Origin of the sequence: Mucilaginibacter pankratovii, from assembly GCF_014773265.1 — a bacterium.
GTDB lineage: Bacteria > Bacteroidota > Bacteroidia > Sphingobacteriales > Sphingobacteriaceae > Mucilaginibacter > Mucilaginibacter pankratovii.
Map to the genome: position 1 here is coordinate 116,780 of NZ_JACWMY010000002.1, position 24,035 is coordinate 140,814.

16 protein-coding genes are annotated in these 24,035 nt (G+C 48.1%); 6 read left to right on the plus strand and 10 right to left on the minus strand.

Annotated elements, in window-relative coordinates; all coding sequences use genetic code 11:
* Positions 1-254 precede the first annotated feature (254 nt).
* Both IDJ77_RS03505 and IDJ77_RS03510 read right to left on the minus strand, forming a co-directional pair.
* A complete protein-coding gene (locus tag IDJ77_RS03505; protein WP_191187545.1) occupies positions 255-6,416 on the minus strand; it encodes a T9SS type B sorting domain-containing protein in 6,162 nt (2,053 codons plus the stop codon).
* 308 nt (positions 6,417-6,724) lie between these two features.
* On the minus strand, positions 6,725-7,378 hold the full coding sequence (locus IDJ77_RS03510) for an NAD(P)-dependent oxidoreductase (RefSeq protein ID WP_191187546.1): 654 nt from the start codon (positions 7,376-7,378) through the stop codon (positions 6,725-6,727).
* 294 nt (positions 7,379-7,672) lie between these two features.
* Between IDJ77_RS03510 and IDJ77_RS03515 the strand changes: the two genes are divergently transcribed.
* The 5 genes from IDJ77_RS03515 (at position 7,673) to IDJ77_RS03535 (ending at position 14,573) form a co-directional block, all read left to right on the plus strand.
* Positions 7,673-10,750: an amidohydrolase family protein gene (locus IDJ77_RS03515; RefSeq protein ID WP_191187547.1), complete on the plus strand. Its 3,078-nt coding sequence runs from the start codon at positions 7,673-7,675 to the stop codon at positions 10,748-10,750.
* Positions 10,751-10,768: 18 nt separating this feature from the next.
* Positions 10,769-12,070, plus strand: a complete 1,302-nt coding sequence (locus IDJ77_RS03520; RefSeq protein ID WP_191187548.1) for an amidohydrolase family protein — start codon at positions 10,769-10,771, stop codon at positions 12,068-12,070.
* Positions 12,071-12,162: 92 nt separating this feature from the next.
* Entirely contained in the window at positions 12,163-12,501 is a 339-nt protein-coding gene (locus IDJ77_RS03525; RefSeq protein WP_191187549.1) for a hypothetical protein, read from the plus strand.
* Between the two features lie 60 nt (positions 12,502-12,561).
* Complete coding sequence (locus IDJ77_RS03530; RefSeq protein WP_191187550.1) at positions 12,562-13,719, plus strand: M28 family metallopeptidase; 1,158 nt, start codon at positions 12,562-12,564, stop codon at positions 13,717-13,719.
* Between the two features lie 155 nt (positions 13,720-13,874).
* Positions 13,875-14,573 carry a CPBP family intramembrane glutamic endopeptidase gene (locus IDJ77_RS03535; RefSeq protein WP_191187551.1) on the plus strand — a complete coding sequence of 233 codons (699 nt, stop codon included), beginning with the start codon at positions 13,875-13,877 and terminating at the stop codon, positions 14,571-14,573.
* A gap of 52 nt (positions 14,574-14,625) precedes the next feature.
* Here the strand turns inward: IDJ77_RS03535 and IDJ77_RS03540 are convergent, their stop codons facing one another.
* Both IDJ77_RS03540 and IDJ77_RS03545 read right to left on the minus strand, forming a co-directional pair.
* Entirely contained in the window at positions 14,626-15,642 is a 1,017-nt protein-coding gene (locus tag IDJ77_RS03540; RefSeq protein WP_191187552.1) for an EamA family transporter, read from the minus strand.
* 129 nt (positions 15,643-15,771) lie between these two features.
* Complete coding sequence (locus IDJ77_RS03545; RefSeq protein WP_191187553.1) at positions 15,772-16,272, minus strand: DoxX family membrane protein; 501 nt, start codon at positions 16,270-16,272, stop codon at positions 15,772-15,774.
* An 83-nt stretch (positions 16,273-16,355) separates the two neighbouring features.
* On the opposite strand from IDJ77_RS03545, the gene pdxR reads away from it, so the two are divergent.
* Entirely contained in the window at positions 16,356-17,840 is a 1,485-nt protein-coding gene (gene pdxR / locus IDJ77_RS03550) for a MocR-like pyridoxine biosynthesis transcription factor PdxR (RefSeq protein ID WP_191187554.1), read from the plus strand.
* A gap of 168 nt (positions 17,841-18,008) precedes the next feature.
* On the opposite strand, the gene IDJ77_RS03555 is transcribed toward pdxR, so the two are convergent.
* The 6 genes from IDJ77_RS03555 to IDJ77_RS03580 form a co-directional block, all read right to left on the minus strand.
* A complete protein-coding gene (locus IDJ77_RS03555) occupies positions 18,009-18,761 on the minus strand; it encodes an SDR family NAD(P)-dependent oxidoreductase (RefSeq protein WP_191187555.1) in 753 nt (250 codons plus the stop codon).
* Between the two features lie 124 nt (positions 18,762-18,885).
* Entirely contained in the window at positions 18,886-19,626 is a 741-nt protein-coding gene (locus IDJ77_RS03560) for an SDR family oxidoreductase (RefSeq protein WP_191187556.1), read from the minus strand.
* A 158-nt stretch (positions 19,627-19,784) separates the two neighbouring features.
* Positions 19,785-20,732, minus strand: coding sequence for a helix-turn-helix domain-containing protein (locus IDJ77_RS03565; RefSeq protein ID WP_191187557.1), 948 nt, complete (start codon positions 20,730-20,732; stop codon positions 19,785-19,787).
* Between the two features lie 52 nt (positions 20,733-20,784).
* On the minus strand, positions 20,785-21,480 hold the full coding sequence (locus tag IDJ77_RS03570; RefSeq protein ID WP_191187558.1) for a LytR/AlgR family response regulator transcription factor: 696 nt from the start codon (positions 21,478-21,480) through the stop codon (positions 20,785-20,787).
* Between the two features lies 1 nt (position 21,481).
* Positions 21,482-22,495 carry a sensor histidine kinase gene (locus IDJ77_RS03575; protein WP_191187559.1) on the minus strand — a complete coding sequence of 338 codons (1,014 nt, stop codon included), beginning with the start codon at positions 22,493-22,495 and terminating at the stop codon, positions 21,482-21,484.
* 174 nt (positions 22,496-22,669) lie between these two features.
* On the minus strand, positions 22,670-23,893 hold the full coding sequence (locus IDJ77_RS03580; protein ID WP_191187560.1) for an acyltransferase family protein: 1,224 nt from the start codon (positions 23,891-23,893) through the stop codon (positions 22,670-22,672).
* Positions 23,894-24,035 lie beyond the last annotated feature (142 nt).

A 24,035-nucleotide genomic window follows, 5' to 3' on the forward strand; every position in this document is an offset into this window, starting at 1 on the left:
TCAAATAATAATATTTAATAAATACTGGGGCAATTTAATAAGGTGATTAAAAAGAAATCGGCACGAAAAAATCAACTTTCGCGATTATAGATTGCCTTTAAAGCAGTTAATTTCTTTGCATGCAACAAATTGGTCAAACAAGCCATTAAATAAAATCACCTTGTTTATCAAATGTGTTAAGTAAACGCCGTTAAGGGCTTAAAAAGCAAATGCCACGCAGTATTTTCTGCGTGGCATTTGCTTAAGCTTAAACATCAGTACTTAATAACCAAATAACCGGTTTTGTGGATCACTTCAGTACCTTTCTTATATTCTAATGAATAAAAGTAAGTACCGGCTTTTTGTAATGTACCGTTGGCGGCGTGGCCGTCGAAAGATTTGCCGTAATTATTATAGCCTGTAACGCTGTAGATAACGTCGCCGCTATTGTTTATAACCTTCACAGTATTCTCCGGGTAAGCGCCTATCCCGTCGATAGTAAATACGTCGTTCACCCCATCGCCGTTTGGAGATACCCCCTGATGCACATTCAATTCAGACACCGCATCATCTGCTATTACATCCTGCTCTACCAGCATCCGTTTTTGATTTGTGGTTAACAGTAAAACAGGTGCTACAGTTGTAGTTACGTTGGCGCCATTATACCTGCTCAGGTTATAACCTTCTAAACCGGGTGCACCGTTGTATTCAATAACCGTTGCGCGGTAAGTGGTTGATGGGTTTAATCCAACAATGTTTACGTTATTACCGGTACCATTGTAAACGCAGAACCAGCCGCTGGTGCCTGCCTGTGTACCCGCTGCGAAGGTGTTATTGGCAGTGTAGGTAGTGCCTTGCGTAACACCAAGCGCGCCGCTGGTGCCTATCCTCACAAACACCGCGCGTGCAGCGCCATTGCTGTTTACCCAGCTTAAGGTGGTTGATGTTGATGCCGTATTGCTAAACGCTAAAGAAACTGCATATCCGGTTGGCGGCGTTGCCTGTACATTTGGCGCGGCCAGAGTGGTTACGTTTTGCGAATTAAAGCGTTTGCCATAAGCCACGCCGCCGGTGTTACCCGTGCCATTATAATCAATCACGGCAACGCGGTAGGTAGACACAGGCGATAAACCTAACAGGTTTACCGAATTGCCTGTGCCCCTGTAAACGCAGTACCAGCCATCAGATAAGGCGAAGCCCTGTGTATACGGGTTATTTGGCGCATAGCCCACACCATCTACCGGGGTAAAGCCGCCGCTTGTACCCTTTTTAATAAATACGATACGCGCGGCACCGTTACCATTTGTCCAGCTTAAGGTGCTTGATGTTGCCGTTGTATTGCTGAAGGTTAAGGCTGTTGAATAACCGGATGGGGCTTCAATTGGCGTTGACACATTTGCAGGTGTTATGCCTGTAGTAAGATACTTTGGTGCTGCAATAGTACCGCTGTATTCTACCACCGCTACACGGTAGGTTTGGCCTGAAGTTAACAAAGTTACATTTGCAGTAGACCCGGTGCCGTTATAAATGCAATACCAGCCGCTGCTACCTATTTGGTTGCCGCCTGTAAACTTAGAGTTGCCCGAATAGTAAACGTCGGCTGGCAACGGTGCGCCGCTGTTGGTTTTGTTGATGAACACCGCGCGGCCTGTGCCGTTACCGTTTACCCAGTTTACGGTTGTTGTGGTACCTGTTGTACCCGCAAATGTTACAGCCGATGCCTGCACCGTTCCTGGCGCTTTTAAAGTGGTAACATCAGCAGGCGCAAACCTTGTGGTGAGGTATCTTTCGTTGCCGTTATTGCCGTTGTATTCTATTACTTCGGCGCGGTAAGTGGTACCGGCCAGCAGGTTAGTTATATTGACCGATGAGCCATCGCCATTGTAAACACAGTACCAGCCCGCCGTACCCAGTGGCTTACCCGAACCATACGCCGCATTGGCGTTGTAGGTGGTAAAATCTGCCGGCAATGGTGCCGCGGTGCCTTTTACACCAATGAACACTGCACGTAAGCCTCCGTTACCTTTTGTCCAGCTAAGGGTGGTGCCTGTTGTAGTTGTATTGGTAAAGGTTAATGTATTGGCATAACCGCTTGGCGCGTTTACCGGCGTGCCTGCTACAAATGCCGTTACAGCGCCCAGGGCTTGTAACTTAGTAAGATCACCCACATTAGGGTAATAAGCGTCAGCTATCATCACATTTTGGTTAGGCACCTTACTGCTATCGCGCGGGTTGCCCATAAAGGCAGTTGTGCCATCTGCACTTACCGCTATCGCAAAGCCAGCCGATGGATCAAAGCTTGTGGTTTGTTTTACCCAGTTGGCACTACCAGCGCGGGTGTAAACCACGGTACCGGTTGCCTCGGCAAACATGATCACGCTGCCATCAATATTAATACTGCCTCTGCCGTTTTGAGGCAATTGTTGTTTAAGCGCCCAGGTATTCCCATTGCGGCCATAAACAGATGCCCCGGTAATACTATTAGAGATAAGCAACAGTGCGCCATCGCCGCTCAGTGCCAGTTTATCGCCCGCTATATTTGGCAAATCGGTAGCAAGCACCCATTCGGCATCAGTTTTTACGAATACAGAAGTATACTGGTTGCTGCCAACAGGCGTGCTTCCGGCTATTACTTTGCCATCGGCACTTATAGCCGCGGTGGCCGTTGTGCCGGCTGAAAATGGAATATCGGAGCCCTGCACCCAGTTGCTGCCAATTCGGTTGTATACATTTAATGTTCTAATTTGGGGCACTCCACCTTTGGTGCCTTTCCCCGTATGGTAATCGCCTATTACGGCAGTATTACCATCCGCGCTTAATGCCGCTGTCTGGCCTCCGCCAATGCCGGCGCCCTCGGTCCATATACCGTTTACTTTGTAATAAACCCCCGCAAAGTTCCCACTATTAACACCGGTGGCCCCTTGCCCTGTTACAATGGCCACTGTGCCATCTGCGTTCATGGTACTCTCATAACCCCTGGGGCCGAAGTTTCCGTTTTGGGAGCCTGTGCTAAACACTCCTCCGGATTGTTGCCAGGCTCCGTTTTGCCGCTCATAAAAAATCACGCCTCCGTTTACAAAATTTTGTATTTCGCCAACGCCCACGCCTGCCACAGCCGAATTACCATCGGCGCTAATGGCTACCGAGTAGCCTTGCTGTGCGCGGCGTAACGATAGCGGTTGCCTGCCGGGATTGTGTGATATATATTTTGACGTATCGGCCATTGCCGGGCTTTGCCTTATATTGGGGTATAGAGTGGGTGTTACAGTAAAGTTGCCTGCGGCAATGTTGCCATCGGTAATGGTTACTGCCCCTGTAATAGTACCCGGCATAACCAATGCCGACATTGTTGTACCTGTATTGTTAACGATCACAGCATCTACACCGCCAATTTTTACGCCGGTACCTAATAAACCTGTTCCCGAAAGTTTTATGATGGTACCAACGGGCCCGGTAGTCGGGCTAACCGATGCAACGGTAGTTGGCTCGCCGGTAGTATAAGCGGTAACTGAGCCTACGTTAGGGCCACCTTGCAGCCCAAAAGTAAAGTCAGTTGAATTGCTGGAGAATGCGGTAGTACCATCGGCGCTTATGGCTACCTCCGGCGCAAACTTGTCTGATAAGATAACATTTCGTTTTACCCAGGTGCCGGCACCATTACGTGTATAAACCACGGGCCCGGTGTTACGCGACAAAATGATGCTATTGCCGTCGGCACTGATAGAACCATCAGTGTGCTCCGGCATGGTTTGTGCAAGGCTCCAGGCTGTACCTTTACGGGCATATATATTTCCGCCCATTAGCAATAAGTTGCCATCTGCGGTTAAACTCATTCTATTCTCAATTTGGGGTATATTGGCCTGTACCACCCATTTTGTACCATTATATGTAACTATATAAGTACCATGGCCGAATAACGACGCCGCCGCTATGGTTTTTCCATCGGCGCTCATAGTTACTATCGCACCGGCTGAAATACCCGCGCCAAAGTCTATAGTTGCAGGCACAGGAGAATTTGGCACTTCTGGATCCTTTACCCAAATGCCATTTATACGGTGATAAATAGTAACGCCCTGGATAGGGGTCGCTCTAGAAACGCCGTATCCTACAGCAATTGTGTTGCCATCGGCGCTTACTGATGCCGAGAAACCACGCCCAAGCTCAGCCGTTTTTTTCCACACGCCATTTTGTTTTTCGAAAGCATAAACTAAGTTTTCGGGAGCGTTCCCTCCGCGCCAATTAGAAGCTGAGATGGCCACTGTGCCGTCGGCATTTATAGAAATATTTCCTCCAAGCTGTACATCTTCAGCGGCGGTTGCATAATACTGGCCGGATTGTGCCCAGGTACCATTATTTCTTTCATAGAACGTAAGACCGCCCCGGTTTACGCCGTTTAAACCGTTAAGCGATCCAACCATAGCGGTGTTACCGTCCGCGCTTAAGGCCAGCGAACTGCCCTGGCCGACAGGCCTGCTTCCGTTATACGTATTTAAGTCGGCCATTATCGGGCCCTGCTGTTGTTTCGGATATGGCGTAGGGGTTACCGTAAAATTGCCGCCGGCCACGGTAGTGCCATTGGTAATGCTTACCACACCCGTAACAGTACCCGGCATAACCATACCGGTAATAACCGTGCCTGTGTTAGATACCACAATGGCATCTTTACCGCCAATGCTTAAGGTAGCACCTTCTAAACTGGTACCCGTAACTTTAACCAGTGTACCAACTGGCCCGGTTGTTGGGCTTACCGAGGCTATGGACATTGGTGGCGCTACACTGTACGCCGTAAGTGAACCGTAAGGGTCGGTACGGTAGCTCGTATCAGTTGTGGTAATATATTGGCCGTTCTCATAAACTGTATTACTGGTATAAATTTTTGTTTTCACCTGCCCTACGCTGTTATCATCTACGTTACCCGAGAAGGCTGTTGTACCATCGGCACTAATGGCTACCGAGGTAGCCGAGCCTGCGGATAGTGCTTTGTTTTGCTTTACCCACACACCCGCGTTGTTACGTATATATATTACGGGGCCGGAATTACCGCTAAACAATATGATGTTGCCATCGGCTGTAATAGATTCGGTGCCCGCCTCTTGTATGATTTGCGCACTGCTCCAGGTAGAACCGGCGCGGGTAAATAGTTTTGAATACCCCGGTGCGGTATTACCGAGATAACCTGCGTTTGTGCTTATCAAAACATTACCATCGGCGCTCAATGAAATAAGGCCAGTCGCTCCTGTCAGCAATTCTTCTTTAACCCATTGTGTACCATTCAACTTCATAATAAAAGTACCACTTAAGTATGATGTAGCCGCCAGCGTTTTTCCATCAGCACTTAGCGCCACATTGCCACCTGCCTTTTGGTTTTCTCCAAAATCTATCGTTTTTACACTATCGGGTATCCCGGTCAGGTTAAAAGAGCCGTCGCCCGGCAACGTTGGGTCTTTGGCCCAGTTGCCGTTTATACGATGATATACAGTTGTATACTCCGTTGTGATAACACCGCCCCTAACGTATCTGAGAGCTCCATATCCAGTTACAGCGGTGTTGCCATCGGCGCTTACCGCAACCGACTGACCATTCCCCTGGAAGGTAGTAGGTTTCCATACCCCATTTTGCTTTTCAAATACGCTTATCGGCGCGTTGTAGGGGTCGTAATCTGCGGAATGGGTCACAAAAAGCACTGTTCCATTGGCATTTAACGCAAGCGCTTTTCCAAATGGAGCAGGGCCAATACTGAAATTTAAAAAATAATAGCCGGTTTTAACCCAGGCACCGTCATGCTTTTCATAAAACGTTAACCCTCCTGGTATAGCGTAGGCTTGTTGTGTTTCGTAATTTAACCCTACCAATGATGCTGCAACGGCTGTATTGCCGTCGGCGCTTACCACTACGTTATTGCCTTGTTTTACATTTTTGTACCTATAGCTGGTGGCAGGCAGTGGTAGCCCTCCGTGAGATTCAGCGTATTGTAGTTGATAAGCATTAGGGTAAGTCGTGGTATCCGCCAGCTTACCGCCCAACTGTTGTGTTGGGAACGGCGTTGGCGTTACCGTAAAATTGGTAGCTGAATTTACATCGGCACCGGTATTTACGGTTACTTTACCCGTACTCGCGCCTGGCATTACCATACCCACAATTTGTGTAGAGGTAAAAGAGGTTACTATAGCAGGCTTTCCGCCGATAATAAGCGTAGATGCCGAGGTAAAGCCGGTACCGGTTACGGTTACCAGCGTACCCGGAGCACCCGATGCGGGTGCAAACGAGCTAATGGTTGAAGCGAATGCCGTAGCGTGCCGGCCATTGGCAACAGGTATCGGTTTAGCGGTCGATGCCGAAAAGGCGGTGCAGCTAATAGCAAGCGCCAGGATTATTGCTTTAGCCCTCCGGTAGGAAAGTTTGGGCAATAAAATTGCAGATAAGGTAAGGTTATTCATCTTATGATATTATAATAGTTTGCACTAACAATGATTTAATAATGACCGCAGGGTTTAGACTGCAGGCACAATATGGGACTGTGATAATACTGCGTTTAAAAGACATAAACAGCAGCAGGCTACGGCTTTGTATGCTCCAAATATATATGTTTAAACTATTATACCATTTATAAATAATAATAAAATTGCTTTGTAATAAATATGATACATATCAATATTAAGAGAGAGAGAAAACAATCTCCGTAAGTTAAAAAAATAAAAACTTACGGTTAATAAGCGGTGGTTCATCAACAGTCTGATAAATATTATCAGACTGATATCACCGGCATCTGGCGCAAAAGAAGATCATCCTGCAGTACATGCACCATAAATTTGGCCACATTGCTGCGGCTGATGGTAAGGTGGGGTTTGGGTTGGTTATTAAGACTAACAATAACCGTTTTGCTTTTTGTTGAATTGATAAGCCCTGCCGGCCGCAAAATGGTATAGTTTAAGGTTGATGCAGAGAACAATTCCTCCTGCCGTTCGTGGTCGCGGTAAGCCATGCCTACGTTACTATTATCAATTATCCATTTAAACCACCAGGGGATGTCTTCGCGGGTATCCCTCGTGCCCCAGGCCGAGGTGAGGATAACCCTGTTAATGTTATGAAGAGGGGCCAGTTCGATGATACATTCAGCAGTTTCGGAAAGAAAATTAGCGGGTGTGCGCAGTTTGGCCCAGGGGAAGTCGGAAGTACGGGAGATATTTAAGGCGCTCAGGATGGCTTCGCACCCGGCCATGGCGGCTGCCAACAGGGGCTTATCAGTAGGCAGGCCTTCAAATACCCGAAGTGTGGGGTGGCTTATATTCAGTTTGCTTTTATCGCGCAGCAAAACATTCACCTCGTAGCCCTGAGCAATCGCCTCTTGGAGGAGTATTTTGCCGGTGCGGCCTGTGGCGCCTAAAATTAATATCCGCATTGTATTCCCGTTTGTGATTTAGTCATCTTGTCCGCTCTGTTATTTGACTCACCCCGGGTTCGCTTCGCTGCCCGCCCCTCTCTACCTGCGGCAAAGAGGGTAAAGAGTTTTATTTTTCTCAACCCTCTTTGCGAAGCAGAGAGATTCGACCAGCGAAGCGTCGTCGGGGTGAGTCAAATAGCCACACTGCTCCCCTCCTCTCTCCTAACAAAGATGTAACAATTGTATGATTTTGCCTTAACCGGTAATAGCCAAACGAAAATTTAATAGTTTAGCAGTAAACAATCACATCAAATGAAAAAACCTTTACTTTTTTGTTTTTTCCTGCTGATATTTCAATTATGCCGCGCCCAGGAAACCTTCCCGGTGAACGGCAGCTGGGATATCCGACCCGGGAAATATGCGTTTACCAACGCCACCATTGTAGTAAATGCCGACCAAACCATCAGCAAGGCTACCCTGCTGATTAACGACCGCGTAATAGAGGCCGTTGGCGCTCAGGTAACCGTGCCAAAAGGCTATGTTACTATCGACCTGAAGGGCAAATTTATTTACCCCGGCTTAGTTGATGCTTACACCACCTACGGCATCCCCGATGCGCCCCGTACAGCCGGTGGTGGTGGTTTCGGCGGCCCGCGTGTATATGTATCTACCAAGCCCGGCGCATTCGGCTGGAACGAAGCCATTCGCCCCGAAATAAACGCCAAAAACCTTTTCCATGTAAATGCTGATGCAGCTGAAACTTTGAAAAAGAATGGCTTCGGCACCGTACAATCATTGATACATGATGGTATTGCCCGCGGTACATCCGTAGTGGTAAGCCTCGCCGATGAACGCGATAATTTCGTGATGCTGAACGACCAGGCTGCAGCGCATTACTCCTTCAGTAAGGGTACCGCTGCTACCAACTATCCATCCTCGCTAATGGGCAGCATAGCCTTGTTGCGCCAAACCTACCTGGATGCGGCATGGTACAAAACTCAAAAAACCGAGTACAATATTTCGCTGGATGAATTTAACCGTACCCAGGCGCTTCCGCAGATCTTTGAGGTGAGCGACCCGCAATCCATCCTGCGTGCGGTGAAAATCGCCAAAGAGTTCGGTAAACAATACATCCTGAAAACCGACGGACTGGAATACCAGCGTATTGCCGCTGTAAAAGCAACCGGCAGCACGCTGATTGTTCCGCTAAACTTCCCGGCACCTTATGATATCGAGGACCCGCTGGATGCCCGTAACGTAAGCTATGAGCAATTAAAAGCCTGGGAGCTTGCCCCTACCAACCCCGGCGCACTGGAAAAAGCAGGCATCAAATTCGCGCTTACTTCTTATGGTATTGCCAGTGCTAAAGACTTTTGGACCAACCTGCGCAGTGCCATCAGTTACGGCCTTACCGAGAAACAAGCATTGAACGCATTAACCACCATCCCCGCCGAAATGCTGGGTGTGGGCGACAAAGTGGGTACCCTGGCGAAAGGCAAAATGGCCAGCTTTATCATCACTTCCGACAGCCTGTTTAAAGCCGAGAACGTGATCTACGAGAACTGGGTAGAAGGCCGCCAGTATGTGGTATCAAAAATGGATGTGTCCGACCTTCGTGGCACCTATACTTTAACCGGCGACGGCTTTGCCAATACTTCTCTTAAGATAGGCGGTACCCCGGGCACTTATGATGTAAACATCGAACGTACCGGTATCGATAGCGTAAAAGTAAAAGGCACCATCACCCGCACCGGCGATGATGTCAGCATCTATTTTAACTATAAGGCCAAACCGGCGGGCGTGATCCGCTTAGCGGGACATATCTCATCGGTATCGCCAATTACTATTCGCGGCAACGCTATATTGCCGGATGGAAGTTCTACAGGGTTTAGCGCTACCTATACTGGTGCTGCACCTGTAGGGCAAACACCAAAGCCAACTACTAAACCAAATTTAGCGGTAGGCCCGGTTATTTATCCTTTCGCACCTTTTGGCTATACAGAATTACCCAAGGCTGAGACCGTATTACTTAAAAACGGCACCGTTTGGACCAACGAAAAAGATGGCATCCTGCAAAACACCGATGTATTGTTAGAGAATGGCAAAATAAAAGCTGTTGGTAAAAACCTGGCAGCAGGCACCGCTAAGGTGATAGATGCAACAGGGAAAAATATTACCGCGGGTATTGTGGATGAGCACTCGCACATTGCAGGCACCGGCGGTATCAACGAGGGTACACAATCCGTAACCTCAGAAGTGCGCATTGCCGATGTGATAGATGCAGAAGACATCAACATTTATCGACAGCTGGCAGGTGGGGTAACAACCTCGCATATCCTGCACGGCTCGGCAAATGCTATTGGCGGTCAAACCCAATTGATCAAACACCGCTGGGGTTTATTGCCCGAGGAAATTAAGTTTGAGGGCTCTGATGGTTTTATCAAATTCGCCCTGGGCGAGAACGTCAAAGGCAGTAATAATAACATTACGCCAGGCTCAGTACTGCGTTTCCCGCAAACACGTATGGGTGTAGAGGAGGTTTATATAGATGCCTTTACCCGCGCCAAAGAATATAAAGCTGCGCGTGCCGTAAAAGGCAATACCGTGCGCCGCGACCTGGAGCTGGACGCTTTGGTAGAGATATTGGACGGCAAGCGCTTTATTACCTGCCACTCCTACGTACAGTCAGAAATTAATATGCTGATGCACGTTGCCGATTCGATTGGTTTCAAGATCAACACTTTTACCCATATTTTGGAGGGTTACAAAGTGGCCGATAAAATGAAGGCGCATAACATTGCCGGCTCAACCTTCAGCGATTGGTGGGCCTACAAAAACGAAGTTGCCGAAGCTATCCCATACAACGGCAAGCTGATGCACGAAGTTGGTTTGGTAACCGGCTTTAACTCGGATGATGAAGAAATGGCGCGCCGCCTAAACCAGGAAGCCGGTAAAGCGGTAACCTACGGCAACATGAGCCAGGAAGATGCTTTGAAACTTGTCACCCTTAATCCGGCTAAAATGATGCACGTAGATAATCGCATTGGCAGTATAAAAGCAGGCAAGGATGCGGATATTGTGGTATGGTCGGCCAACCCGTTGAGTATTTACGCAGTTGCGGAGAAAACCTTTGTAGATGGTATTTTATATTGGGATTACTCGCAGGATGCAGAAAAACAAAAGGCGGTTAAAACCGATGCGGCACGCATTATCCAAAAAATGCTGGAGCTGAAAAACGCCGGCCAAAACACCCAAAAGCCGGGCGGGCCGCGCAGGCCACGCTCCTACCAGTGCGAAACTTTGGAAGAAGAAAACTTTGTGGTAGCCGATGAGTACACCGAAATGGAAAAAGAGCGCGCCGCAAAACAGGCAGCAAGCAAAATACGATAATCCCAAATGACAATAACCATGAAAAGAACAATTTTAAGCATAGGGGGATTATTGCTTGGCACTACCCTCGCCTTTGCGCAGGCCAATATATCGCCGGCCAAAGCGCAAAGCAAACCCGTTATCATCACCGGTGCCACCATCCATGTGGGTAACGGGCAGGTGATCAATAACGGTTACATCGCCTTCGATAAAGGCAAAATTACCGCCATTGGCGAAGGCACCGGCCCTGCAACAGGTTACGAAGTAGTTAACGCTTCCGGTAAGCAAATTTATCCCGGCTTTATCGCCCCCATGACCACGCTGGGCTTGATAGAGGTAGAATCCGGCGCGCGCGGCACGGTGGATGATGAAGAAACCGGCGAACTGAATCCGCATGTGCGCTCTATCATCGCGTATAATACTGATAGTAAAGTAATACCAACGGTACGCAGCAACGGTATTTTACTGGCCCAACCCGTACCAAGCGGTGGCCTTATCCCGGGCGAATCATCCGTTGTACAGCTTGATGCCTGGAACTGGGAAGATGCTGCTTACAAAACCGATATAGCTATTCATTTGAACTGGCCGTCCTCATCAGCCGGTCGCCGCAGGGGCCCTGCCGCCCCGGGTGCCGAAACTCCTGCTGAACGCGCGCAGAAAGCTATTGACGCCCTTACCCGCCTTTTTACCGAAGCAAAAGCTTACAATGAAGGCGCCAAACCTGCTATAGCTAACCTCCGTTTCGAGGCTATGAAGGGGTTGTTCAGCGGCAGCAAAAAACTATTTATTAATGCCGATGCAGCCAAGCAAATTATGCAGGCGGTGGCCTTTGCCAAAACTTTTGGCGTACAGGCCGTAATTGTTGGCGGCAAGGAAGCTTATTTGGTTACCGAAACGTTGAAAGATAACAACGTACCCGTTATCCTCCGCGAAACCCAAACCTTGCCCGACAAGGATGAGGACGATGTGTACCTGCCCTACAAAATGCCAAAAATATTGCAGGATGCAGGTGTATTGTACGGCTTAACCGGCACCGGCTTTTGGCGCCAGCGTAACCTGCCTTTCGAGGCGGGTCAGGCTGTTGGCTACGGCTTAACCAAAGAGCAGGCCGTATCCATGATCACCCTGAACAACGCTAAAATTTTGGGCATCAATAAAACTACCGGCTCTCTCGAAGTCGGTAAGGATGCCACCCTTTTCATCTCCGCCGGCGACGCGTTGGATATGATCACCCTGAAGGTAGAAACAGCCTACATACAAGGCCGCAGCATCAACCTGGATAATCTGCACAAGCAACTGTACCGCAAATTCAGCGAAAAGTATGGCTTGAAAGCGGATTAAATACGGGTCTTATAATTATGATGGAACGCCGGGCTAATGTCCGGCGTTTTTTGTTGGTGGCAGATTAACAAGAAAATCCTACCTTGCATCCAATGATAGAATATTTCAACATATTTAAGGATTGGCTTTTCAGTCTCGGCGAAGAGCATGATGTAAATCCTTTACTGCTTGCCATTCTTTATTTAGTAAGCAAGCCGCTATTCTTCTTCTTCCTGGGTTGGGTGATCAAAAACATGCGCAACAAAAAACCATTTATGACGCAGCTGCTCATCGCCTGTGTATGTTTCAGTATCCCCTATTCCTATTTGATATTTGCCGGGCGCAATATCTCGGTTTGGGTGTATATATTTATTGCTGTGGTTTACGCATACGGGGGCTTTTCCATCTATAAGAAAGTTACGGAGAAGGTTGACCCGACGATGCCGGTATAGTTAACCGGCTGCACTGTTAAGAACAGCAAAGCATAACCCATTTCCTTAACCTAAGCACTTATGAAACTCAAACTCCTAACCTTATTCCTACTCGCAACCCAATTCACCCAGGCACAGGACATCAAATTCGCCCGCAAAATGGTGGATACGCTTACCTCCAAATATTTTTGGGGTCGCGGCTACACCAACAATGGGATGGGCAAAGCGGCGGATTTCATCAGTGCCCAGCTAAAAAGATACGGCGTAAAACCCATGGGCGGCAAAAGCTACCTGCAGGAGTTCAGCTACTCCGTAAATACCTTCCCCGGCAAGGTGGAGGTAGCGATAAACGGCGTACTGCTTGTGCCCGGCAAAGATTTTTTGGTTACACCGGATAGCAAAGGCGTAAAAGGCGAAGGCAATCTAACGCAGCAGGACAGCACCCATTTTATCGACCAGGCGAACCGAATCATCGTTACGCTGGAGAATAAGCTCACCTGGTCGGCAGAGCAAACGGTATTGGATTATACGGTTATCCAACTGGACAAAAAACTGCAAAACACCCTGCCGCAAACCATCAAGGTGGATATAGAAAACAAGTTCAATCCTAATTTTAAAACCGGCAATATTTGCGGTGTGGTAAAAGGCACCTCCAAACCCGATTCTATCATCGTATTCACCGCACATTACGACCACCTCGGCGGCATGGGCAGCAAAACCTATTTCCCGGGGGCCAATGATAATGCCAGCGGCGTAACGCAGGTGCTTAGCCTGGCCAAATATTACGGCGAACATCCGCAGCCCTACACTATGGCCTTTATATTTTTTGCGGGAGAAGAAGCGGGTTTGCTTGGCTCCAAGTATTTTACCGAGCATCCGCTTATCGACTTAAAAAACATCCGCTTTCTCACGAATCTCGATCTGGAAGGTACCGGCATAGACGGTATCACGGTGGTAAACGCTTCGGTTTTCCCTGCTGAATTTGCCCTGCTGAAACAGGTGAACGAAAAGGGCAATTACCTGGTAAAAGTGAACTCCCGCGGCAAAGCCGCCAACAGCGACCATTACTTTTTCAGCGAGAAGGGCGTACCTGCGTTTTTTATGTACACCCTTGGCGGGATAAAGGCCTATCACGATATTTATGACATCAGCGCCACCCTGCCCCTGAACGAGTATGAGGATCTGTTTAATTTATTGCTGAAGTTTAATGATGGGTTGATGGGGAAGCGAACAAATTAATGGCTATAGGTATTTTATCACCACCAATGCCTGCTTTTTTAGACTTGTTCGCGTTCGGCATGGGGTGCGAACAGCCCGAACAAGCCCGAACAAGGTGATTTTTTACGATAAATTATCTATATTAGGTATTCAAATCCCCCGATAAACCTTAATACATGCCGCTCACCGCCGAACAACCAACACCTCAACACGCTATTGTTATCAGGGGCATGGCTTTAACTGTGCTGTTCTTCGCTATTATCTCCTTTGTTAACCGGGGTATCAACACCGCCATCGGTATTTCCGATTGGTCGCCAACATCTTTCATTATATCCCGCTTTTTATATTGGCTGTGGCTGGCGCTAATTTTTGTTTACGTGTGGCGCCGCGAACATCAGCCGGTTTTACTCTGGTCCGAAAAAAGATACGGCGCCGGTTTTTATTTCGCGTCGATATTCGGTATGCTGTTTACCCTAATTATTGGTACCAATATTATTGGCGGACTTTTAACGGTTTTTAAGCTCTTTAAACGCAGCGACGCCATGGTTGGCATCGGTCAGTTTAGCTTGCCGTTAAAAGTATTTATTTCGGTTACCGCCGCCGTAGTAGAAGAATTTGTTTTCAGGGGGTACTTAATGCCAAGGCTGCAGCTCTTCTTCAAGAGCACACATTGGCCGGTGATCATCACTTCTGTAATATTCGGCCTGGCCCATATGCGCTGGGGAACCCTCGTGAACGTTTTGGGTCCGATGCTCATCGGCTTTATATTCGCTTATTTTTACCAAAAATACCGCAACATAAAAGTGCTGATAGCCTGCCATTTTTTATGGGATATCGTTGGCTTGATACTCTTGTCGTACCACAAGGTAAAATAAAAAAGACCGACAACCATTACAGCTATCGGCCTTCACACTATTAACTAACTGATCAGGAATTTACGCCGCAAAGTTTTTCCACTAATACAGCTTCGGTCTTTTCTGCGGGCGCGGGTTTAATGGGTTTTATCGCCACGGGTTTGCCGAACGAATATTTGCTCAGGTTCACCAGCAATACGCTCAGCAGGATAATAACAAGCCCTACAACCTGCATCCAACTAATTACTTCCGAGGCGAAAAATACGCCCAGCAACACCGCTATAACGGGGTTTACATACGAGTGTGTGCTTACCTGCGTAGCCGGCCTTACCTGCAACAGCCAAACATAAGCGCTAAAGGCTGCTATCGATCCAAAGAATATCAGGTACGCAACAGCCATCCAGGTTTGTGCAGGTACCGCGCCGATATTAAATGTAGCGTACTCATTATCTATAAACCCTGCCGGGATAAACGCAATACCTGCTGCCATCATTTGCCAGCCCGTGTTAACACGCACCGGCGCGTTGGTCGCTGTTTTTTTCGAATATAATGATCCGCCTGCCCAGGCTATCGGGCCAACAATAAGCAGCAGCAAACCAACAACGTGCTGTGTATCTACACCGCCTGCAACCGATTTGGAGAAAGCCTCGCCGAATAACAGTATCACACCGCTAAAGCCAATAATAAGGCCCCAAATGGTGCTGCGGCTTTTCAGATTGATCTTCCAGTTCGCCCTATCCAGTATCACAAACCAGATGGGGTTGGCCGATACCATAATAGCCACCATGGCACTGGGGATAAATTTCTCTACCCATATTACTATCCCGTTTGCTACAAACAAGGTAAACAGCCCGCTGATGCCGGATGCTTTGATGGTTGCTTTATCGAATATCTTATCGCCTTTTAAGTAACACCAGCCCAGTAGCAAAATACCGGCTGCTACAAAACGCATGGCACCCATTATCATCGGCGGGATACCGTTAAGAGCCATCTGTATAAAAAAGTAAGTGGACCCCCATACCACGTATACGGTAGCAAATGCTACCACTACTAATAAGGTAGAGGGTTTATTGATCGATCTGGTTTCCATTGTGTTGTGGTTTTATATGTTTTTTTGCCTCACCCTGCCCTCTCCAAAGGAGAGGGTTCTAAAATTTTTAAAGCCCCTCTCCTTTGGAGAGGGCTTTGGGGTGAGGCCTTTGTTTATTAAATAAAGTTATTACCTGATGATATCTATCAGGTGGTCACCTGCATAGTAGTCCAGGCGCCGGCAGAGCGGCAACTGTTTCATGGCATCCAAACTATAAACATAATAAGGCGCGGTCGCCAGTAAAAAACTCGCGGCGCTCAGCGTAAATACCGAGTAGTTAAGCGGTGCATTAATGCCTAAGGAAATAGCCATCGATAACGCAAAGCTGAGGCTCAGCAGGCCACTGGCAACAGCAGCCACACGTGTAAACAACCCCATGATCAGCATCAGGCCAATGATCACCTCGCTCGCAGTTGCTATAACAGCCAGTGGCGCTACCAATGCATCGGGTAAAAAGCTCATTACTTGTTTGCTGTAATCCAAAAAATGCTGCCAATCGCCCCAGCCTATATGTGGCTGGCCATGGGCACCTATAATACCTAACCTATCGGCTGATGCCCAAAGGTAGCTTGCGGCAATGGCTATTCTGAGAAAAACGGATGGGGCTTTGAAGTTTCCGGCGAGTTGCATGATCTGATTTGTTTTATTGATATAAAATTACGTACTTGGTGGACTATACACATAGTCCAGAAATAACAATCAAGATAGTCCAGATGGAATTATTAGAAAGCCTTGTTTGCATTGACAAAAACCTGCAGGTGCCGGTGTACCTGCAGGTAGCCAACGAAGTGATATGCTCTATCCGCAAAGGCATTTTAAAACCGGGTGTAGCCTTGCCGGGTAGCCGCGTACTGGCGCAGTCGCTTAATGTGCACCGTAAAACCGTGGTGGCGGCTTATGACGAGCTTTACGCCCAAAGCTGGGTGGATGTTTTGCCGCGCAAAGGTATCTTCGTAGCCAAAAATCTGCCCAATATAGCGCCACGGGCTTTAACAGATGCACCGCACCCGGTTGGCTTTGCACGCCAAACGCTGTACGATGTGGATGATACCCGTGTCATTTGCCAGGATATGTTTGTGGCCCCGCCCGAAGGTAACCTCGTGTTCAACAACGGCTCGCCGGATACACGCATAGCACCGCTGGAACTGATGATCCGCGAATACCGCCGCCTGGCATCGCAAAAATTCAATACCAAATACCTTATGTACGGCCCTGAGCAAGGTTCTGAAAACCTGCGGATAGAACTGGCCAAATTCTTCTCGGAAACCCGCGGACTGCATGTAAGCGCCGATAACATCATTATTACCAAAGGCGTACAAATGGCGCTTTACATTATTGCGCAAGTGCTGCTGAACAAGGGCGACACCGTAATAGTGGGCGACCCGGGCTACAGCATGGCCAACGAAGTTTTTGAGCAGGCCGGGGCACAAATAGCCCCGGTACCCGTAGACCAGTTTGGCATTAACCTGGATGCCGTGGAGGCCATTTGCAAAAAGCAGCCCATACGAATGCTGTTTGTGATACCGCACCACCACCAGCCCACCACGGTTACGCTCTGTTCCGAAAGGCGGATGCGCCTGCTGGAACTGGCCAAAACCTACAAATTTGCCATTGTGGAAGATGATTACGATTATGATTTCCACTACTCCAGCAGCCCTATTTTACCGCTGGCCAGTGCCGATGATTATGGCAGCGTAATATACGTGGGCTCGTTTTGCAAAACTATTGCCTCGGGCCTGCGTATCGGCTTTATGATAGCCCCGCAGAACCTTATTACGCAAGCCACCCGACTGCGCAGGCTAATTGACCGGCAAGGCGAGCAGCTATTAGAAGAAGCGATGGCCAACCTGCTTAAAAACGGGGATATAGGCCGCCACCTAAAAAAGGCCAACAAACTTTACCAGGAACGCCGCGATGTGCTTTGCCGGCTGCTGCAGGAGAAACTGGGCGATAATGTATCCTTTACTATCCCTAATGGTGGTTTTGCCGTGTGGATGGAGTATAAAAACGGCATCGACCGATTGAAAGTGACCGAGAAAGCCGCCGAAATGGGCCTTACCATAGGCAGCGGCTGCGAGCATTACCACGACCCGCTTGTGAGGCATAATTTTGTAAGGCTGGGGTTTGCATCCATGAATGTAAAGGAACTGGAGGAAGCGGTGGATATTTTAGCAAGGGCGATAAAGAAGGCGCTTTAGTGAGTGGTGAAAAGTGAGTAGTAAGTGGTTGTATGACGGATAGCTTACCGGCCCCGCTCCCTCCTTGCTTTCGCAATTGTGCCTTTTTCCAACGCACAAAAACGGCTAACCAAAGGCTATCCGTTTTGCTGAACCGGTGAAGGCTCAAACCTGGTTGTAATTTACCGTTTAGTTTGTCGCGCCGCCATTTACCAACAGGTGCTGGCCTGACACAAAGGACGACAGATCGCTGGCGAAAAACTCGGCGGCGTTGGCTACATCTTCCACTTCGGCTAAACGGCCCATCGGGCAGCTATCCAGCAGTTGTTTCCTTAATTCTGGGTAGCTGTCGGCCTCGGCGAATATGCCGGAGTGGTCTACCGCGAAAGGGATGATAGAGTTTACGGTTACACCCTTGTGCCCTATCTCTTTTGAAAGGATATCTACCAAATAACGTGGCGTGGTTTTGCTGCCGCCGTAAACCGCCATGCCGGGTACCGGGAACGATGTGGTGCTACTGGCAATATAAATGATGCGCCCGTTGTCCTCCACATTTTTTGCCGCCTGCTGCATGGTAAAATAAGTGCCTTTTGTGTTGATCCCAAACACCCTGTCGAACTGTTCTTCGGTAAAATCAACTACCGGGGTTTCCACCAGTTCGATACCTGCATTGGCTACTACGATATCTATTTTGCCAAAAGCCGCTTTTGCTTCGGCAAATAAACGCTCCAGGTCGGCCACTTTGCTAACATCTGCCTGTACCGAAATTACCCTCGCACCCATGGCTTTGACGTTACTTACCACTTCGTCGGCAGAGGCTTTATCGCGTGAGTAATTGATGACGATATCGGCACCTAACGCGGCATAACGCTCTGCAATTGCCTTACCCAAACCCCTGGCCGAACCAGTTATTAATGCTACTTTGTTTTTTAGTGAGTTCATGATGATTGTTTTTATTTATTGTGATTACACTGATTTTTTATTGATTTCACCGATTCTGGTGATTCTCTTGATTCTTAATTCTTGCTGTCTTGATTCTTTTTGTCTTTTCTCTTTTATCTAAAGATTAAGCCATTCCGCCATTGATGCCCAGATTTTGGGCGCTGATCCATTTAGCCTCATCTCCGGCCAGGAAGGCCACTACCTGTGCGATATCTTCGGGCTCGCCGATGCGGTTGAAGGCAGACAGGGATGCCAGGCGGTCGATAACTTCCTGTGGTTTACCTTTGGTGAACAGTTCGGTATTGGTAGGGCCGGGAGACACCGAGTTTACATTGATCCCCCTTGCGCCAACCTCTTTGGCAAATACACGGGTTAATTGCTCAACAGCAGCTTTGGTAGCCACGTAGGTGCCGTAAGTTGGCATCATTACGCGGGTGGTGGTTGATGAAAAGTTGATGATGCTGCCTTTATCGGCCAGTTTGGCCGCGGCCTCGCGCATGGTGTTGAAGGTACCGCGTACATTGATATCAAACTGGCGGGTAAAATCCTCGTCGGTTGTATCTTTTATCAATTTGGTGATCATGATACCGGCGTTGTTCACCAGTACATCAATACGGCCATAGTGGGCAATGGCATTATCAAACAGGGCCTTTACCTCATCGGCTTTGCTTACATCGGCTTGCAGGGCAATGGCCTCGCCGCCTTTGCTGATAATGCTGTTTACGGTTTCGGCGGCGGCGTCTTTACCGCCGGCGTAGTTTACAATTACTTTTGCCCCCTGTGAAGCCAGTTTGTGGGCGATAGCTGCACCAATACCTCTTGATGCGCCGGTTACTAAGATTACTTTTTGTGATAGCGTTTTCATGTTTTCTCTTTGTTTTATTTGATAGAACAAAGGTCGGAGAACGCACTACGCCAGAAATACAGATATCAAAGCATTACATACGAATATTAAAGATTGGTATAAATTTTAAAGATAAGCGTAGAACAAATCAATAAAATAAACCCGTAGAGCGCCGTTTGTTAAGAGCTGCTTAAATGCTGCTTGCGATACAGCACCGGTGAGGTACCGGTATGTTTTTTAAAGTAGTTACTAAAGTGGGTAGCCTCGGTAAAGCCCAGCATCCAGGCGAGTTCTTTAATAGAGGTGGCTGAATTTTGCAGCAACGATTTTGCTTCGGCAATGGTTTTCTCGGCTATCCAGGTGCCGATGGGTTTGCCGGTTTTTATTTTGATAACGTTGCTAAGGTAATTTGGATGCAGAAACTGCTCATCCGCATAATCCTGCACGCGAAATACATGTTCCACTTTATGGCTGATGAGATCGCGGTAGTGTTTTTCGAGGCTCAGTTTAAAGGTTTTTACGATCTGCGAACTGCGGTTGCCTTCATAAATAGGGTTATAATCCTTCCAGAAGTATTCCTTTATCTTCAACAGCAATACCACAAACAGGTTGCCTATAATGCGGTTACGGTACGGGCTCGCCGCCAGGTACTCTTTATTGATCTGGAGGTACAGCTGCTCAAATTCGGCAAACTCGGCTTCGGCCAGTACCCTTGGCTGCACGGTCTCGGCCAGCAGGAATGGAAACTCCTCAAAAACATCCGGGTGCACGTTCTCCTTCAGGAAGGATTCGCTTAGCGTGACCAGGTAAACTTCTTCCATCTGTTTCCAATGGTACGATTTATAGTGCCCCGGGTTGGTGAAGTAAATGGTACCGGGTACGGTATCAAAAACCAGGTCATCCGTAGTGTATTTGCCCGAGCCGTTTTTCACAAACACAAAGGAAAAAAAATTCGGCCTGAAGGTTTGCGAGATATAGGGCAGCGTTGCGTGGATATCTTTAAGGTTATGGATAGAGAAATCGGTTTTCTCATCTATATCATCCACCGGCAGCCCGAAGTGCAGGTACTGGTCGCGCAGGGTTTTAAACACCAGTTTTTCGGGCGAAGCGGACGGGGAGTTAGCCATAGGATGTGATTTATCTATCCAAAACTAAGCTACGGGTATGGTATTTACAAGCTTAGCGCCGATTTATCAGCCGCTCCATCACCTCATCCTTCAATTGCCTGCCAATAGGCACACGGTGCTGCCCAATATGCAGCATATTGCCCTCGATGCTATTTACCTTATCAAGAGATACCACGAAGGATTTATGGGTTTGCATAAAGGCCTGTTTGGGTAATTTCTCAATAAGGGCTTTTAAGGTGCTATGGGTGATCACCTTCTTTAGGGCTGTATAGATAATAACATAGTTCTCCATGCCTTCGAGGTACAGCACTTCATCAAAAACTATCTTCTCCAATTTGCCCTCGGCTTTTACAAAAAGGTAAGTAGGTGTTTCAGTAGTACCCTTCAGGTCAAAGTAATCTTTGGCCTTGTATGCGGCCTTCTTAAACCGTTCCTCGCTGATGGGTTTCAGCATATAATCCAGCACGTCCAGCTCAAATCCTTCTATAGCGTACTCTTTAAAAGCGGTAGTAAATATTACTTTTGGCGGGTTTCTTAGCGATCGTAAAAACTCCACACCTGTAATATGCGGCATCTGGATATCGAGGAACAGCAGATCTACCGGCTGCTGTTTCAGCATTTCACCAAGTTCCATGGCATCTTCGCATTGCCCCTTCAATTGCAGGAACGCGGTTTTTTCCACGTAGGCCTGCAAGCCTTTGCGCGCGTAGGGTTCATCGTCGGTTATAATGCAGGTGATGGGTTTCATGTTAGTTATTAAGGTGCAGTGTGGCGGTAAACTTATCGGCCTGTTTATCTAAAGTTAAGCGGTGCCTGCCGGAATACAAAAGTTCCAGCCTGCGTTTAAGGTTTTCTATCCCGATGCCGCTGTTTTCCTTATCCGGCTGGTATTGCCCGGGGAGATCGTTCTCTACCGTAAATAGAATGCCGCCTGCTTCACTTTGGGCAATTATGCTGATGCCGTACTTCCCTCCCACGTATTTAAAAGCGTTCTCCACCAGCGGCAAAAACAGCAGCGGGTAAACCTGCTGTTCGGCGAGCGAGGCATCAAAATCAACATTTAATACCATTTTTTTGCTGGCGCGAACTTTTTGCAGCTGGATGTAGTTTTGCAGGTAGTCCAGCTCCTGCTTAATACTCACCTGGTGCTGCCGGTCGTACAGTTGGTAGCGCAATAGTTCTGAGAGCAGTTCAATGCTCTGCTTCGCCCCCGGCACATCATCATCTACCTGAAAGTAAATGGTATTTAATGCATTGAACAAAAAATGCGGGTGGTACTGCGCCCGTAGGAATTTCAGCTCGGTTTCCAGCTGGTCGTTTGTCAGTTTTTCTACCAATAGTTGGTGCGCAACGTACGCTTTAAGGTAAATGCGACTGCGTACTATGCCGTAATATAAAATGGTGTACAACAACGGAATGGTGTTTATCTCCGCCAGGTCGCTAATGGACAGTCCATCATCTGTAAAGGCTGCCATGGGTACCAGCACCAGGTTATTTACCGCCACGGAAAGTGCCATTACTGTAAGCAGCTCCTTAGTGAGCGAACTTTTTACCGCTTTGTTATCGTTGTACCGGCAAATGCGCTTTACCCCAAAAAGCGTGGCGTACCCCACCACAACGCTAACGGCCATTTCTCCGGCCGTGGTTTGCCAGGGGCGCCCCCAAAAATGCGAGTGCGAATCGGTATCTTGCAGCAACCTGATGGTAAAGTAGTTGAGCAGCCCGTAAAACGCCGGGAATATATTTTTAAGGACTTGATTCATTTTTATTTGTTATTGCATGGCGGTGAGTCGACTCACCCCGGGTACGCTTCGCTGCCCGACCCTCTCTCCGCAAGCGGAAAGAGGGTGAGCTGCATTTTTCTTTTTTTTAACCCTCTTTGCGAAGCAGAGAGGGTCGACCAGCGTTAGCGTAGTCGGGGTGAGTAAAATAGCGAATTATACGAGCACCGCTTCTTTAACTTCCGCTACCACCACTTCCGTCTTTCTAACGTCTGTTCCACTAACCTCTAACCTCTCCACTTTCTTCTCCAAAGGCTTCATCCCAAATAAAAATCGCGTTATGGCGTAAGGCCTTATAAACAAGTGGTAAATACCCATGGTGAAGAACAGCGTTACCCCTACCGTATAAATATACTTCATGATCACCGTATCGTTGGTTTTTACAATGTAGTAGGCTAAAATAACAATTATGGTTTGATGCAGGATATAAAAGGGGTACACTGCCTGGTTTAAATACGCCAGCGAACGGTGCGGCCTGTTCAAATATTGTTTGCCGTAGCCCACCAGGCCCAGCACCCAGCTCCAGGCCACAATTACCGAGAACGACCGGAAGCTGTAGCCCCGCAGAGCACTCCACGCGGCACCATTAGCCGGCGGGTTTAGCCATAGGTAATAAATAGGTACAAGGCTGATAAAGCCGATAGCAATGGCAAAGCGGCGATTGCGCTGCAGGCTCTCCATCAGGCTGGGTTGCAGTATGCAGATAAACCCCGCCAGCAAAAACAATAGCCAGTAAACAATAAAGCAGGCATCGTGTGTTAAATCGTTCGTTTCGGGGAATTTGCGGGCGAACATGGTGTACCATACAATAGATGGGATGGCCAGCAGGTATACCCATTTGCCTTTGCCTAACGCATGGAGCGCTTGCTTAAAACGGGCGCTTTTTGGCGAGATGAGCCACATAAATACCGGCGCGAACACCAGGTCGTACACAAAAAGGTAGCAGATGAACCACAGGTGGTGCCAGCTAAAGCTTCCTTTAGGATAAGGCTCGAACCTGAAAACTGTTTTATAAAAATCCCAGTAATTGCCTGTAAAACCCTGGGTAAGGCGTTCCATGTAGATCTGCGGCGGCACGATGATGAACATGCCTACCACCAACGGGATAAATAACCGGGTAAAGCGCAGCCCGATAAAACTCCAGGCCGATCGGCGCTGCATCATATAATAGCTCACTGTACCGCTGATAAAGAACAGCAAAGGCATCCGCACCAAGTGCATAAAATAGTTGCTCATGGCCATCAACTGGCTGGTATCGTGGTTGCGGACGTGCCACCATTCATCATCTGCATAGGGCATCCCCGAGTGGAAAATAAGTACACCTGCAATGGAGATTATTCTGAGCCAGTCCAGGTAAGTTTGTCGTTGCGTGGTTTCCATTTTCTTTGATTTTTACTCAAAAGAATGGCTTGCGCTTTGGGTGGGGAAATTGTTTTGACGAATGGTAGTGGAGGTTTGACGAATGGTGGGAATAGAGAGCGGATCAAAGAACTTTAATACGTTTGATTGGCGTTGGTTGATT